The following is a 14,922-nucleotide window of genomic DNA, read 5'->3' on the forward strand; positions in this document are numbered from 1 at the left end:
TATTATTTTGACATCTTGGACATATTTTTGCATTTTTTTACAGCTCATTGTAAATAAAACCTTTTTAGCCATTACTATACCGTAGTTTCAAGCACTTTTTAGACCCCATATTTTTTCATTAAGTCAACTTTCCCAACCCCTTGTTTCGCGACACTTAAAACAAATGAGAGAGTCGGGGTACTTAAGCACAAAAAAACAAGGAAAATGGATTATTTATACGCTAGTGAAAAACCATTTACTAGATTTCATTATAAGCTCTATCGAGATTCAAGAAGAAAAGATTCCTGCACTTATTTCCTGTAAGGCAAAGACTATTTGACTTCAATAGTCACATCATCACCAACAACTAAAACATCACCGGCAATGATTTTTGCTCTTTTTCTTGTTTCCACTTCACCATTACGCAGTACATACCCTTCACTTACTATATGCTTCGCCTGTGCACCACTATCTACTAAGTCCAAAACTTTTATTAATTTAAAAAGTTCTATATAATCATCTTTTAATTCAAATGTCATTTTTATCTTCTCGTTTATTTTTTGCAATGATACCTAATTTATCTACTCTTTTAAGTTTTTTTATAGCATATTCCCTTTTTGATGCACTACTTCTGTCCTTACATCTTTCACTATACACTAGTCTAACTGGTCGTCTTAGCCTTGTGTACTTTGCTCCTTTTTGTGATTTATTGTGTTCTTGTACACGTCTTTGAATATCTGTTGTAATCCCTGTATATAGGGTTTCATCACTACATTCCAGAATATAAACAAAATAATTAGACATAACAATTCCTTATCTTATATTTCCAGCTATAAAAAATAGTATCATTTTGTAACAATTCTATCACACTTTTATCAAAACTATTGTAAATAAAAAAAAGTTATAATATAATCAACTATTCAATTTTTATCACAAATGAGAATTTTGATTGATAAGAGGACACAATGATGCAAAAGCAAAGAGTAATTATAGTAGAAGATGATGAAATAACATCATTAAATTTAAATATGTCCCTACAAAAGCATGGCTATAGTGTTGTTGCAGTATGTGATAATCCAGAACAAGCTGAAAATAAAATTCAGACACATAATCCTGACGTTATTATCGTTGATATCTCGCTTCAAAAAACTTCTGACGGTATTGAACTTGCCAAACGTATAAAAGAAAAATACAATATCCCTTTTATATATCTCACATCATACAGCGATGAAGCAACGATAAGTCATGCAAAAAAAACAGAGCCTTATGGTTATATCGTAAAACCCTTTGATCCAAATTCTCTTCATGCAACTATTCAAATGGCCCTTTTTAAGTACCAAGTTGAAAATGAGCGTAAAGAAAATATTCAGACACTTAAACTTGATAAAACTAACCTTGAAAAAATGCTTTATTTAAAAAAATCTGACAGTGAACCCATTGTCCCTTTTGGAGATGAATACCATCTTGATATTAGTAAATGTGAAACATTTTATCAAGGCAAAAAGATAAAACTAACAAAAAAAGAAAATGCTTTTTTACGCCTTTTAGTCGCTCAAATAGGAGTTGTAGTCTCTTTTGAGCAAGCTATGAACTATGTCTGGGATGAGAATGGTGCTACTGAAAACAGTGTAAGAACACTTGTATGGCGATTAAGAAATAAACTTGAGACAGACATCATTAAAAATGCTTCAGGGATAGGCTACTACATAGAAGAGAATTAAGCTACTTGAATTGAGTCTATCTTTTCTTTTATAATTTTATAACTACGAGCATAGTCATATGCTTCATCTTTATCTTTCGCACTTTTCTCCATCGCACTGGCTGTATTTTGTATCAACTCTAATCGAAAGTTACCGCTTGAACCTTTGATAGCATGAGAGAGTAATCCAATCTGCTTGTAGTCTTTTTTCTCAATTGCTTTACTAAGTTCAGGAAGTGTTGTTCGCATCTTTTTTAAAAAAAGTGTTAGTAGCATTACAAGTTCATCATTATTAAGCATCAACTCTTTGAGCAGTTTCTCAGTATCTAGCCCTATGATAAGATCACTTTGTTGCGTTTCTTCTTCATGCGTCATTTTTGTAATATTAAAAGAGTCAAGCTTCACATAAGACATAAAAACTCTCTCAAGTTCTTTCAAGATAACAGGTTTACCTAAAAATGCATCAAAACCACTTAAAAGACCACGCTCCTTCGCTCCTTTAATGACATTCGCAGTTAATGCAGAAATAGGAGTATGACGCAGACCGTGTTCTTCTTCATACTCTATAATTTTACCAACAGCTTCTACCCCATCCATAACTGGCATCTGCTCATCCATAAGTATTAAATCATAACTATTCTCTTTGTAGAGTTCAAAAGCTTCTAGCCCATCATTAGCAACATCAAAAGTCAAACCATATTTTGTAAGTATAATTTTAATCAACTCTTGATTAGCCTCATTATCTTCAGCTATTAATATATGACCTTTAAACTTGTTCAAAATCTTTTTATCATAGTCTATATGATTATCCGGATTGAGTAGTTCATCAAATGCTTTCTGTATTTTAGAGCAGTACAAGGGAAAACAAATAGAATTAACATTCATATAGCTATCATAATAGTCATACTCACGACTCATTAAAGCAATGTTTATTTTATCAGAACTAACTACAGACTCTATAAAATTTTCATTACACTCTTCGTGCACAAAAATACAAACATCATACTCACAATCGAGATTATCTACGACCTCTAATTGCATATCAAAAATCTCTGCATACCTTATGAAAGATTCATGTTTTATGCCAATCTGCATATCTTTAGCATAGATAACCATCTTTAGTTGTTGATATTTTTTTATATCTTCAATGACTTGACACTCTTCTAAATTAACTTCTATAGGAATCTCTGTAGTAAAAGTACTTCCCTTGCCTATTTCAGATTGTACACTCACTTTCCCACCCATTAGTTTTGCCAATTGCTGTGATATAGAAAGTCCTAAGCCTGTTCCATTTTTATTAAACGCTATATGTTCAGGTGCTTGAGCAAAGGCTTCAAATACATGTTCTAACTCATCATCACTAATACCTACCCCACTATCAGAAACAGATATTTTCAATACTCGTGTATCACACTCTGCTTCTACTTTTATCATACCACCTTCTGGAGTAAACTTAATAGCATTACTTAAAAAATTCGATAAAATTTGTTTGATACGCAAAATGTCACCAAAGAGTTCTTTGGGAATATTTGGGTTAATAAAAGAGATAATAGTAATATCTTTTGCATTCGCACTTGCTACAAAAAGCTCCATAGAATGGCTCAGTTCTTCATGCAAAGAAAAAACCTTTGGCTCAATGGTAAATTCACCGCTACGAAGTTTTGAGAAGTCTAAAATATCATTAATAATACTCAAAAGATTTTCGCCACTACGAAGAATGATATTAAGATAATTACGATGTTTTTTTGAGATATCTTCATCAATAAGGAGATTTACAAAGCCGAGAATTGCATTGAGTGGTGTACGAATTTCATGCGACATATTTGAGAGGAAATACTCTTTTGCTTGAGAAGCCAAAAGTGCTTCTTGTCTAGCATCTATAAGTTTTTGAAAAACAACATCAGTATAATACTTTAAAATTCCACGAAAATTTTTATCAAAAATAAAAGATATTTCTTCAAAAACTTCTTTTGAATTTAGTCCTACATCATAAGAAAAGTCAAGCATAGAACGTCGAAAATGGCTACAAAGTTCAAACAATTCATCTGCACTAATTTCTCTGTACTTTAAGTATTCTAGCAGTTCTCTCATGACTGGACAATTACCAATCTCATTATCACCGCTTATCACACCCATAAAATAATCAAAAACGCCATTGGCATAATTTTGTATAAAATAGTCTCTATCTATTTCATGTTCATTTAAAATTATTTTAGGAGAGTGGTAAGACACCCATTGTTGGATAATGATCTCTTTAGATGCTACAAAAAGATGTTGTTTTTCAAAGAGGATAGGTATTTTTTTTTTCATTAAATAAAATCTTTTTAGTTCTTTAGGGAAGAGAGTTCCTCCCCAAAATATCTATTTAGTGACTTTTGCCAACGACAATTATCATTTTGATATTGAGTACCAAAAATCTAAAAAACTGCCAGATAACACAAGTACGCATAGCCCTTGCAAATTTACCTGGTATCATAGTTAAACTAAATTGTTCTTTTTCAAAGTTATATTCTTCTTGTTTCATTGTATATTTCCTCTTTTTTTTATTCTGGGATTAAAGTCCAGCCTGGATTAAGTTTTGCTTTATAGATAAATAAGTAGTGAAGAACATGTTTTATCCAGTGTCCTGCAAGACCTATTTCACCAAATGTATAATCTGTATCACGTCCTGTTCCTGGATATTTTTCAAAATCAGGCACAACAGGATACACAGTCATAGCAGCAGCTGTACCATCAAAGATACCTTTTCCAGCAGAAGCAACACAAGCAGCACCCATTTCAGCCATAGAAGCTTCATGTAAATGAGCAGCATCACCTTTAGTAATCATGTCACATACAGAATGAGCAACAGCTTTACCAATAATACCAGCAGGCATACCAGTTCTTGGAGGCGTTGGATTAATTGGTGTTCCATTTGGAGATTTCATAGGTTTTGAAATAGCATGTGGTGGTGCAAAAGCAATACCAGCAGCAAACATATTTTTATATGAAGGATTTTGATACGTTCTTGGCCAGTCTGCAGCTTTCCAATCAGCATAAGCTTTTGGAGTGTAATCAGCATCGACTTTCATAAAACCATTTGGAGCGAATACTGTGTCTGTAATATCTGAACCATCTTTAGCATACGCTTTTAATCCAACACCAGCAAACGGTGGGATAAGCATTGAAAAGTCAAATTCCTCTTCACCCGTTGAACCGTCAAGGAGCTCATAATGCAACTTACCTGCTTCAACTTTAGAAGTATGCGCACCTATTAACCACTCAATACTTCTCTCTGCAAAAAGTGATTCAGCAAAAAGTTTTGAAGACACTACGTATCCGCCAACTTTCATATGCAATCCACCCATACCAAAATCACCTAAGAAAGACTCATTAGAGATCCATTTTATATCCGCCATATCACGAACGCCAGCTTTTGATAGTTCATGTTCAATATTAAATATATACTCAAACGCAGCACCTTGACATGTACACATTCCATGACCAGTACCAATTAAAAATTTTTGACGTGTTCCGCCTTTCATTTTCTCAATTGCTTCTTGAAGTTTTTCATTTGCATGAACTGCGTGACCTGCTGTGCAAACTGAAACTGTATGCTCACCAAGCTGATCACCTTCACCTAGACCTGGAGTTGCACCAAAATTTAGTTTTGGTCCTGTAGCATTTACAATATAATCATATTCTATATTTTCAACTTGACCAGCTTTTCCTTCCTCCGTATATTCTATACTTACAAATGGTTTATCACTAGTTTCATTCCCCTCTGGGTTTAGAGATGTAGCTTTTGCTTGATAATATGTAATCCCTGCTTTTGCATACACAGGAGCTAAATCAAAAGTAACATCTTTTTTTGTCATTTGACCGACACCTACCCAAATATTTGATGGAATCCAGTTCCATTGTGAATTTGGTGTTACCACAACAACTTCATGTTCTGATCCTAACCATTTTGCAGCGAACGTTGCTGTCGTATGACCTGCAACACCACCACCTAATACAACTAATCTTGCCATTGACTTTCCTCTTAGTTTAAATTAAGAATAAGTCTATCTAATTTTAATCACATTATTATCACAAAATTTTATCAAGATTAGTATTATCATATATGAAGATAAATATAACTTTACAATATACCCATTTCTAGGGAGAAGAAGAGAATCAAAAGCAAATTATTTAATAAATAACAATATATAATAAATACTTTTCTAGTAAATATGTGTAAAAAATACACACTCTTAATCTAGGCTTTTAAACTATGTCAAATAAAAGAGCTTTGGTTTAGTTCCAAGTTCTGGCTTTAAAGTAAAATACTTCCTTTTGCTTAAAACTTGACTTATTTCGCTTGTTTCATCATCTAAATCACCAAAATATCGTAATTTTGCTGGGCATGTTATTTGACATGCTGTAGTTATTTCACCTCTAGATAGTCTTGTATCTGCACAAAAGATACATTTATCTGTAACATGATTTTTTTCATCTACATATCTTGCTTCATAAGGACAAGCATACATACATGCCATAGTTAAATCACACAAATTTTTATGGAGCCTGACTATTCCATTGCTATCTCTATAAATAGCTTCATGCGGACAAGCTTTTAAGCATGGAGCATCTTCACACTCTTGACATTGCATTTGTAAAAACTGTATGTTATCTTTTTGCAAGTTCCAAAAGTCTCCAAACACATTACCATCTTCTTGTATCCAAAGCCTATGGTTTTTTGCCCCCAAATCTATTCCATTCTCTTCTTTACATGCAACTTCACATGCGTGGCAATTAATACACAGTTTATAATCAAAAGCCATTCCATAGTTTGCCATCACAGTTTCCTTATTGTTACATCAGTTTCATGCATAGTAGCACATCCATATATCTTTTCAAATTTATCTTCTATAATCATATTGTCACTTGCTCCTTTTGCAAAAGCATGTGTTAATTCAGCAGAATTACTTCCAAAACCATGTGCAAACCATACTACCTGTGGTGCTATCTTATTTGTTGGATATACTTGTAGTATAACTCTTGCAATAGCACTCGCGACCACAACATAATCACCTTCTTTAATTTTTAAACTCTTTGCGACTCCATCATTTAACCAGAGAGAGTTCATCTCTTTTATCTCTTGCAACATTAAGTTATTTGCAGTCGCTGTTTGTGTTGATGTAATATAACGTCCAGTAATCAGCCTAAAACTATTTTTTTTTGTTTTAAAGTCATAACGAGTATGCCAGGTAGGTATAGCATCAAAGCCATTTTTCTCTAATTTCTTTAAATAACAATTTACCTTATATCTTCTTTTTACTGTATAAAATTTTTTCTCTTCAGGATAATATGTATATAAGCCATTTCCAAGATTTTTTTGTTTATTTATGAAAGGGTGCCAAACCCCTCTTTCTCTCAATGATTTATACACATTTTCATCAAACTGAGAAAGTATTAATTTTTTATTTCTTTGAGTGATACTTTTTTGATACAATTCAGACAAATCATAACCGCCAGAGCTAAAGGCTGCTACTCGACCCTGTTGCTTGATACTATCTTGTAAATCTTCATCATACTTACTGCTTACATCAAAAAGAGGTACTGAAAGTTTTTTGCCTAAACCTTTTAGTATTTCTTGCATACTTTTACTCTCATAGAGAGGATCAATTACTCTATTTCTAAGTGCTAAAGAAGGTTCAAGTCTATTAAAACTTACAAGCATATCTTCGCGTTCTAAATAAGTACACTCTGGAAGAATAACATCAGCCATCATAGCGGTATCACTAGGCATAGTATCTAAAACAACAACTAAGTCCATCCCTTTGAGCATCTTTTTCGTTTTTGCGATATTGGGCATATTTTGCATAATATTATGCTTGCGTATAAACATTGCTTTTACAGGGTATGGAGCAGTGTTACCTATGACTTTTTCTCTAAAATTTAACCAACTTCCACCCTTTTGTGAGCCATAAACAATTCCATCTAAATCAAATCTTCCCTGAGCTTCATTGTAAAAAGGTACATTAATCTCTTCTTCTTTTAATTTAATTGGTTTCCCAAAAATTATGCCACCTTTTTTATTAATTGAACCAGCTAGCGCATTGATTAGAACCATTGCTCGACGTAATTGGAAGTCGTTTTCACTCCATACACTTCTTCTTCCAAGGTAATACAAGGGATTTGAAGCAGAAAAAAATTCTTTTGCAATCTGCTGAATTTTTTCTGCAGGAATATGTGTCTTCTCTTCTGCCCATTTAGGAGTATATTGACAAGAGAGTATATGTTCTTGTAATAGATTAAAATCATTAAAATACTCTTGCACATATTTTTTATTATATAACTCATCTTTTATTGCTACATACATCATGCTCAAACAAAATGCCAAATCTGTTCCTGGATGTAAGGGAAGATACTCATCTGCTTTTTGAGCTGTAATTGTATAGCGTGGGTCTAAGACTATCAGTTTTTGTTTCGCATGTATCATATCAACACTATCTGGAGTAATTAAAGATTCATACCTGTTGGCACCACTAATAATCATATAATCGCTACCTGCAACATCCATTTCACCGATATCACCAATGGTAAGTTGCGTTGCCCCTAGTTTCGTGTTTAAACAGATACTCCCCTCATCTAAAAAGTTTGCACTTCCAAGTTTTGAACCAAAAAACTTAATATATTCATCTTTGTTAAATCCTTCACCATTACAGTATGCAATAGTTGAACGATTATCTTTTTGTTCATCTATAATTTTTACGAGTTTTTCTTTGATATATTCATAAGCTTCATTCCAAGTAACTCTTTTATATCTACCATCTCCACGCTTACCTATTCTAATAAGTGGATATTTTAATCTATCCTGATCATAAACTGCTTGAATACCGGCATTCCCTTTAGGACAAAGCATATTTCTACTTTTTGGAAAGTATTTATTTGGATTTAACTTTGTTATAGTGTTATGTTCAACTCTCGCAAATCCTGCACATTTATTTCTACACATATTACATAAATAAGGAGTATTTTTCACTTTTTTATCTGATGTTTTTGTAGTAAAAAGAGGACTAGATAAAGATGAACTAGCGTAAACACACAATGCGATACTACTTTGTAGAAATTTTCTTCTTGAAGTTTCAATTAATTGCATAGATATATTATAGCCAAATACACCTTCTCTTTTTAAGTAAGAAAAATTATTAGTTTTTTAAAATTTTATTAATAATTTCATATGTATTTTTTGACAATCCTTGAGTAGAAACTACACGTTCCAACTCTTTTGAAATCAAAGTTTTGTTATTATCCATTAATTTATCATAAATTTTAAACGAGCTTGCCAAGCCTGAAGCCATTTGCGGGTTGATTTTATCAAGTTCTATGATTTTATCTGCAAGAAATTTGTATCCACTCCCATCACTCGCATGAAAATGTTTATAATTTCTTGCAAAACTACCTATTAGAGAGCGAACAAGATTTGGAACTTTTTCATCATACACCTCATCAAGTTGCAAACGTTCCACTCTATCAAGTAATTCTTCGCGCCCTGAAGATGCTAAAATGGCAAAGTATTTATTCATAACAAGTGTTTCATTTTTGTATCTATTATAAAAATCTTCCAAAGCATTTTGTGCAAATTCTGCATGGATGTTTTCCAATATATCAAGTGCAACAATTCTATCAGTCATAGTAAGTGAGTTTTCATATTGTAGTTTTGCAAGTTGTGAAACTTCATCATTTTCTAAGGCGGAAAGTATTTTTAAAACTCTATTTTTCAATGCTCTTTTTGCCATATTTGATGCATCAAGTTTTACACTCTTTGGTTCATGATTAGCTTTGTACAACTCTAAAAGTTTTTCTTTATATCTTAATGCTAAATGTTTTAAGAGTTTTTCTTTGGCTTCATATATCTTTGTAAAATCTATCACATCATGTGTTTGCATGATTGCTGAGATACTTGGAAGCTCTAACAAATGTGCTTTATAAGATAAGTCGATATCTAAATCTAAAAGATATCCATACGCTTCTACAAAATTCTCATTTACATTCTCACCATTAAAAAGAGCATTGATACTTTGCAATGCAAAATTTTGTGCCGCTTCATACTGCACGAAAGCATTTGTGTCGTACTTCATTAAAAAGGCAAAGTCATTTTCATCTTGTTCTATGATGATGGGAGCAGAGAAGTCTCTGTTTATTGAAAGTTTTGGCTGCGTTTGAAAGCCTTCAAAATGAAATACTTCACTCTCTTTAGATATTATCAAGGTAGTGTCTAAAACCTCTTCTCCCGCTTCATTTATCAGACCCATTTTAAGAGGATAGTAGTATGCCTCTTGTTTTGATCCCTCTACTGCGTTTGGAATAAGCTGAGTCAAACGCAGTGAATAAACACCATTTTCAAAAGACTCATGCACTTGCAATTTTGGAGTTCCACTTTGGTCATACCAGCGTTTAAACTGTGATAAATCAAACGAGCCACACTCATGCATAGCCCACAAGAAGTCATCAACCGTAACAGCTTGCCCATCAAATGTTTTAAAATACAAATCAGTCGCTTTTCTATAATTTTCTTCACCCAAAAGAGTGTGAAGCATACGGATAACTTCTGCACCTTTTTCATATACCGTTGCTGTATAAAAGTTATTCATTGAGATGTAAGATTTGGGCTGTATCGGATGTGCAGTAGGCGAAGCATCTTCTACAAATTGGCGTTCACGAAGAGCTATCACATCTTCAATACGCTGTACCTCTTTTGAGTTCATATCAGCTGAGAAACACTGATCACGAAATACTGTCAGCCCTTCTTTGAGTGTCAGTTGGAACCAGTCGCGACAAGTGATACGATTGCCCGTCCAGTTATGAAAATACTCATGTGCGATAACAGACTCAATTCCCATAAAATTTGCATCCGTAGCTGTATTTATGTCAGCTAAAACATAGGCAGAGTTAAAAATATTTAAGCCTTTATTTTCCATCGCTCCCATGTTAAAACTATCAACAGCTACTATATTATAGATATCCAAATCATAAGCACGACCATATTTTTCTTCATCCCACTGCATTGCTTCTTTTAGTGAATGCATGGCATGATGACATTTTGCTTCATTTCCTAAATCACAGTAGATATTGAGTTCAACTTTATTCCCATCCATAGTTATAAATTCATCTTCAATACTGCCAAGATTTCCACCAACAAGAGCAAAAAGATATGAAGGTTTTGGATGTGGATCGTGCCAAGTAACACCATGACGTGTCTCCAAAGTATCATAACATTTTACTTTGTTTCCATTGCTAAGAAGTACTGGGTACTTCTGTTTATCGGCTATAACAGTTGTTGTAAAGACACTCATCACATCAGGACGATCAAGATACGGTGTAATAGAGCGAAAACCCTCTGGCTCATTTTGTGTACAGAATATATCTCCAGATTTATAGAGTCCTTCTAGTTCAGTATTATTTTGTGGGTAGATTTTATTTACTACCTTAAGCTCAAACTTCTCTGGCACATTCAATACTGTAAGAGTATCATCTTCTATCACATATCTATTTTCTTGTAATTTTAGCTCATTCAAACGCAGCTCTAAAAGTTCTAACTCCACACTATCAAGTTTTAAATCTTTTTCACTACTCTCAAGTTTTTCAAACTGCATCACATTCGTCACAATTGCCTCTTCTTCAAAAAGCTCGAAAGTAAGCTTTACCGAGACTATCTTAAAGGCAGGTTTTTTATAATCTTGTAGATATTTTGCTTTAGGTTGTTCACTCATATTTATTTATCCTTTTTCCAATTAAATTCTTTTAGTATCATGTTAAATGTATCATCAAACGCAGCTTCAAACACTAACACTGCGTTTGAGTAGGGATGGCGTACTTCCAAAGTACTGCAATGCAATAATAATCTATGCATATTATAGGTTTTACGCACAAACTTGTTATGTTCACCTCGTCCATATTTTGTATCCCCTAAAATATGATGAGAAATATGTTTCATATGCCGACGAAGTTGATGTTTTCTCCCCGTTTGAGGGCATAACTCCACTAAAGTGTAACGTGTTGTATCATAAAGTCCAACCGCTGCGTTTAGCTCCACTGTTTCAAGGCGAGTATACTTTGTCAGGGCTTCTTGTGGCTCTTTATCTACTTGTGCTTTTTTATCACTTATCTTATCAAGTTTCTCTTTTAATGCATGATCTATCAGACCACTTAGGGACGTATATCCACGAACAACAGCATGATAAGTTTTTTGAATTGTGTGTGATTTGAACTGTTTAGAGAGTAAGCCTGCCGTTTGGCTATCAAGCGCAAAAAGTAGTACACCTGAAGTTGGTTTATCAAGACGGTGGACAGGATAGACCCACTGTCCTATCTGATCACGGAGCATCTTCATCGCAAAATAAACCTCATGAGAATCAATCATAGACTTATGAACTAAAAGCCCTGATGGCTTATTGATTGCGACTAAATACTCATCTTTATAGATTATCTCAAGTTCATAGTTTTCAAACATCTCTTTAGACTATCTAGGATCTCGTTTTGTAGTTTTTCTTTTTTTCTTTGTTGCAATAGACTGTTTTTTTGTTTGTGGTCTATTGCTTTTATTTTTACTAAACTGGCGTTCTTTTTTCTCAGCACTGCGTTTATGTTCAGCTTTAAGCTTCACTTCATCCACATCTTTTCTTCTTATGGTAGGATCTGGTTCAAAGCCTTCAACAACTTCAAGAGGGATTTTTTGACCGATAAGTTTTTCAATATCTTTCATATCATATTTTTCATAAATATCTATCAGTGAAATTGCCTCACCTTGACGTCCTGCACGCCCAGTTCTTCCCACACGATGCACATAATCTTCAGGGATAGAAGGCAGTTCATAATTGATAACATAAGGAAGATTTTCAATATCAAGCCCACGTGAAGCGATATCAGTAGCAATAAGCACTCTTGTCAAGCCTTCTTTAAATTGATTGAGTGTTTTTAAGCGATTTGCTTTTGTTTTATCGCCATGAATGATGCCACATTTGAGTCCATCTTTTACTATCTCCGCAGCAAGTTCATCTGCACTCTGTTTCGTTCTTGTAAAGACCAAAACCTGAGGGAAATTTCTTGAGCCTATAAGGTAGGCTAAAAGTTCTGCTTTTCTTGCAGTATCCACTTGATATGCTACTTGATTAATGGTATCAACAGTTGTATTTTTCTTTGCCGTTTCAATAAAAGCAGGTTTAGTTAAAATAAGCTTTGAGAGTTTTCTTACCTTGTCTGAAAAGGTTGCGGAAAAAAGTAGTGTCTGATGACGCTTTGGCATCAGTGGGTGAATTTTACGAATGTCTTTTGTAAAACCCATATCCAACATTCTATCTGCTTCATCAAGAACAAAAACTTCAACATCTTTCAGACTTAAACCACTCTCAATATGTTCTAACAAACGCCCCGGTGTAGCAATAACTATCTCCGTACCATTCTTTAAAACTTCTCTTTGCTTTTGTAAATCTTTACCACCGACTAAAATTGTCGTTTTTATATCCATATATTTTGAAAAGCCAACAATATCATCATGAATCTGGATACTCAACTCTCTTGTAGGAGAGAGAATCACAGCACGGACACCCTTACTCTCTTCACGCTTTCGCAATCTTTGCAAGATAGGGAGTGCAAACGCAGCAGTCTTGCCTGTTCCTGTTTGTGCTGTCGCAAAGATGTCTTTTTTTGCTAAAACTATGGGAATAGCTCTTGTTTGAACAAGTGTCGGTTTATCATAACCCAAATCTTTCACAGCATTAAGCAATGGCTTAATAATTCCTAACTTTTCAAATGACATTCTCTAACCTTCATATTTTATGTATGATATTTTACCATATTTAGTATTTGTAAGCTCTTAGTTGATATAATACGACAAATCAATATGAAGAACAATTATGGTCAGAAAAACACTTAAAAAGACTTCCAAGCATGAAAAATTACAAGCTTTCATAAAAAAATCAAAAATACCAAGAGAGTACCTTGCCCCAAATCGGAAAATGATTTCAAGAGGTGTTCTTATCGGACTTTTTATCGCTTTTATTCCCATGCCTATGCAGATGGCAGCCGTGCTTCTTTTTGTACCATTTATAAAGTTTAATGTTCCTGTCGCACTAGCAATGTGTTGGCTTAGCAATCCTATTACAATGCCACCTATGTACTACATGGAGTATCTTACCGGTTCATTTTTACTAGGTATCATCCCAGAACCTGTAGAGATGACACTAGAGTGGTTTTCCAATAACCTTGAAAAAATCTTCGTACCTTTATATTTTGGAACAGCGATTTACTCTATCTTTGGTTCAATTTCTGCATATTTTTTAGTGAATTATCTTTGGAAATCTTCAGTGGATAGAGATAAAAAGAAACATTATAAACAAAGATAAGTAGCAAACAAGAGTCAGCGGCTGAAGTTGAGCTCATTAAGAAAGCCAAAATAGTAAACTATCATGCCAATCCAAAGTAGCAAAATAATGATATGCTTGAGAAGAAAAGAGTTTTTTGAGACTTTATGACGAAAGATTGCCATACTGAGAGTCGCGCCTAAAAATCCTCCAAGAAGTGAAAATGTGAAGAGTTCTTTCTCGGAAATTCTAGAAGCTCCCACTTTTGCACTAAACTTATCAAAAGTATAGACTACAAACGCAGCGACGTTAATAAATATAAAATAGATTAAAATAACTTTTTGCACTATTTTTTATAGCTCCAAATCATAAATCCAATACCAATAATCAAAAAAGGTATACTTAAAAGTTGCCCTGTAGTTAAACCAATATCTAGCGAGTACTCAGCTTGTCTTACTTTAACAAACTCAACCAAGAACCTCACTGTAAACGTTAAGACTAAAAACAAACCAAACAAAAAGCCTTTTTTTAATGTTTTGTAATTCTTCTTATATATGTAAGCCAAGATGAAAAATATAACAAGATAGGAAAAAGATTCATAAAGCTGTGCGGGATGCCTTGGAAGATCATCTACTCTTTGAAATACAACTGCCCAAGAAACTTCTGTAGGTTTTCCAAGTATTTCAGAGTTCATAAAATTACCCATACGAACAAAAAAACCAAAGAGTGCTGTCGGAATAACGAGCCGGTCAATTAACCACATCAGATCTGTTTTATACTTTTTACATCCAAAGTATAAAGCTATGATAACACCAAGTCCTCCGCCATGACTTGCGAGTCCGCCTTCCCAAACTGCAAAAATCTTCATAGGATGCGCAAGATAATAATCAGGATCATAAAAAAAACAATGCCCTA

General features: G+C 33.7%; 15 protein-coding genes. 3 read left to right on the forward strand and 12 right to left on the reverse strand.

The features are described from left to right. The first annotated feature begins 109 nt into the window (after positions 1 to 109). Positions 110 to 319 carry an ArsR family transcriptional regulator gene (locus MV052_RS03155; RefSeq protein WP_297440919.1) on the forward strand — a complete coding sequence of 70 codons (210 nt, stop codon included), beginning with the start codon at positions 110 to 112 and terminating at the stop codon, positions 317 to 319. Here MV052_RS03155 and MV052_RS03160 read toward each other — a convergent pair. Together MV052_RS03160 and MV052_RS03165 are read right to left on the reverse strand one after the other, a co-directional pair. Continuing rightward, a complete protein-coding gene (locus MV052_RS03160; protein WP_297440896.1) occupies positions 312 to 518 on the reverse strand; it encodes an RNA-binding S4 domain-containing protein in 207 nt (68 codons plus the stop codon). The genes MV052_RS03155 and MV052_RS03160 overlap by 8 nt on opposite strands. Then, entirely contained in the window at positions 508 to 783 is a 276-nt protein-coding gene (locus MV052_RS03165) for a GIY-YIG nuclease family protein (RefSeq protein WP_297440898.1), read from the reverse strand. Before MV052_RS03165 ends, MV052_RS03160 begins: the two co-directional genes overlap by 11 nt. Before the next feature lie 164 nt (positions 784 to 947). Between MV052_RS03165 and MV052_RS03170 the strand changes: the two genes are divergently transcribed. Then, positions 948 to 1,700 carry a response regulator gene (locus MV052_RS03170; protein WP_297440900.1) on the forward strand — a complete coding sequence of 251 codons (753 nt, stop codon included), beginning with the start codon at positions 948 to 950 and terminating at the stop codon, positions 1,698 to 1,700. Here MV052_RS03170 and MV052_RS03175 read toward each other — a convergent pair. The 8 genes from MV052_RS03175 to MV052_RS03210 form a co-directional block, all read right to left on the reverse strand. Continuing rightward, entirely contained in the window at positions 1,697 to 3,988 is a 2,292-nt protein-coding gene (locus MV052_RS03175) for an ATP-binding protein (protein WP_297440901.1), read from the reverse strand. The genes MV052_RS03170 and MV052_RS03175 overlap by 4 nt on opposite strands. A 55-nt stretch (positions 3,989 to 4,043) precedes the next feature. Then, the gene (locus tag MV052_RS03180) at positions 4,044 to 4,202 is read right to left on the reverse strand and encodes a hypothetical protein (protein ID WP_297440903.1); all 159 of its coding nucleotides are present in this window, start codon (positions 4,200 to 4,202) and stop codon (positions 4,044 to 4,046) included. Between the two features lie 19 nt (positions 4,203 to 4,221). Further along, positions 4,222 to 5,691, reverse strand: a complete 1,470-nt coding sequence (locus tag MV052_RS03185; protein ID WP_297440904.1) for an FAD-dependent oxidoreductase — start codon at positions 5,689 to 5,691, stop codon at positions 4,222 to 4,224. Positions 5,692 to 5,931: 240 nt separating this feature from the next. Next, positions 5,932 to 6,498 carry a 4Fe-4S dicluster domain-containing protein gene (locus MV052_RS03190; RefSeq protein ID WP_297440905.1) on the reverse strand — a complete coding sequence of 189 codons (567 nt, stop codon included), beginning with the start codon at positions 6,496 to 6,498 and terminating at the stop codon, positions 5,932 to 5,934. After that, entirely contained in the window at positions 6,498 to 8,804 is a 2,307-nt protein-coding gene (locus MV052_RS03195; RefSeq protein WP_297440906.1) for a molybdopterin-dependent oxidoreductase, read from the reverse strand. The genes MV052_RS03190 and MV052_RS03195 overlap by 1 nt, the downstream gene beginning before the upstream one ends. A gap of 49 nt (positions 8,805 to 8,853) precedes the next feature. After that, complete coding sequence (pepN, locus tag MV052_RS03200) at positions 8,854 to 11,418, reverse strand: aminopeptidase N (RefSeq protein ID WP_297440908.1); 2,565 nt, start codon at positions 11,416 to 11,418, stop codon at positions 8,854 to 8,856. Positions 11,419 to 11,420: 2 nt separating this feature from the next. Beyond that, entirely contained in the window at positions 11,421 to 12,158 is a 738-nt protein-coding gene (gene truC / locus MV052_RS03205) for a tRNA pseudouridine(65) synthase TruC (RefSeq protein WP_297440909.1), read from the reverse strand. A gap of 9 nt (positions 12,159 to 12,167) precedes the next feature. Next, entirely contained in the window at positions 12,168 to 13,463 is a 1,296-nt protein-coding gene (locus MV052_RS03210) for a DEAD/DEAH box helicase (RefSeq protein WP_297440911.1), read from the reverse strand. Positions 13,464 to 13,560: 97 nt separating this feature from the next. On the opposite strand from MV052_RS03210, the gene MV052_RS03215 reads away from it, so the two are divergent. Beyond that, positions 13,561 to 14,049, forward strand: coding sequence for a DUF2062 domain-containing protein (locus MV052_RS03215; RefSeq protein WP_297440913.1), 489 nt, complete (start codon positions 13,561 to 13,563; stop codon positions 14,047 to 14,049). Positions 14,050 to 14,063: 14 nt separating this feature from the next. Here MV052_RS03215 and MV052_RS03220 read toward each other — a convergent pair whose 3' ends face one another. Both MV052_RS03220 and lgt read right to left on the reverse strand, forming a co-directional pair. Next, entirely contained in the window at positions 14,064 to 14,354 is a 291-nt protein-coding gene (locus MV052_RS03220) for a DUF1294 domain-containing protein (RefSeq protein WP_297440915.1), read from the reverse strand. Further along, on the reverse strand, positions 14,354 to 14,922 hold a 569-nt coding region (gene lgt, locus MV052_RS03225; RefSeq protein WP_297440917.1), incomplete at its 5' end, for a prolipoprotein diacylglyceryl transferase. The genes lgt and MV052_RS03220, both read right to left, overlap by 1 nt.

Origin of the sequence: Sulfurimonas sp. (genome assembly GCF_026988655.1) — a bacterium.
Taxonomy (GTDB): domain Bacteria; phylum Campylobacterota; class Campylobacteria; order Campylobacterales; family Sulfurimonadaceae; genus Sulfurimonas.

What these genes read in the sequence shown, in the direction of transcription:
- MV052_RS03160 (WP_297440896.1), bottom strand. Translation starts at nt 518, where the DNA reads ATGACATTTGAATTAAAAGATGATTATATAGAACTTTTTAAATTAATA.
- MV052_RS03165 (WP_297440898.1), bottom strand. Translation starts at nt 783, where the DNA reads ATGTCTAATTATTTTGTTTATATTCTGGAATGTAGTGATGAAACCCTA.
- MV052_RS03170 (WP_297440900.1), top strand. Translation starts at nt 948, where the DNA reads ATGCAAAAGCAAAGAGTAATTATAGTAGAAGATGATGAAATAACATCA.
- MV052_RS03175 (WP_297440901.1), bottom strand. Translation starts at nt 3,988, where the DNA reads ATGAAAAAAAAAATACCTATCCTCTTTGAAAAACAACATCTTTTTGTA.
- MV052_RS03180 (WP_297440903.1), bottom strand. Translation starts at nt 4,202, where the DNA reads ATGAAACAAGAAGAATATAACTTTGAAAAAGAACAATTTAGTTTAACT.
- MV052_RS03185 (WP_297440904.1), bottom strand. Translation starts at nt 5,691, where the DNA reads ATGGCAAGATTAGTTGTATTAGGTGGTGGTGTTGCAGGTCATACGACA.
- MV052_RS03190 (WP_297440905.1), bottom strand. Translation starts at nt 6,498, where the DNA reads ATGGCAAACTATGGAATGGCTTTTGATTATAAACTGTGTATTAATTGC.
- MV052_RS03195 (WP_297440906.1), bottom strand. Translation starts at nt 8,804, where the DNA reads ATGCAATTAATTGAAACTTCAAGAAGAAAATTTCTACAAAGTAGTATC.
- pepN (WP_297440908.1), bottom strand. Translation starts at nt 11,418, where the DNA reads ATGAGTGAACAACCTAAAGCAAAATATCTACAAGATTATAAAAAACCT.
- truC (WP_297440909.1), bottom strand. Translation starts at nt 12,158, where the DNA reads ATGTTTGAAAACTATGAACTTGAGATAATCTATAAAGATGAGTATTTA.
- MV052_RS03210 (WP_297440911.1), bottom strand. Translation starts at nt 13,463, where the DNA reads ATGTCATTTGAAAAGTTAGGAATTATTAAGCCATTGCTTAATGCTGTG.
- MV052_RS03215 (WP_297440913.1), top strand. Translation starts at nt 13,561, where the DNA reads ATGGTCAGAAAAACACTTAAAAAGACTTCCAAGCATGAAAAATTACAA.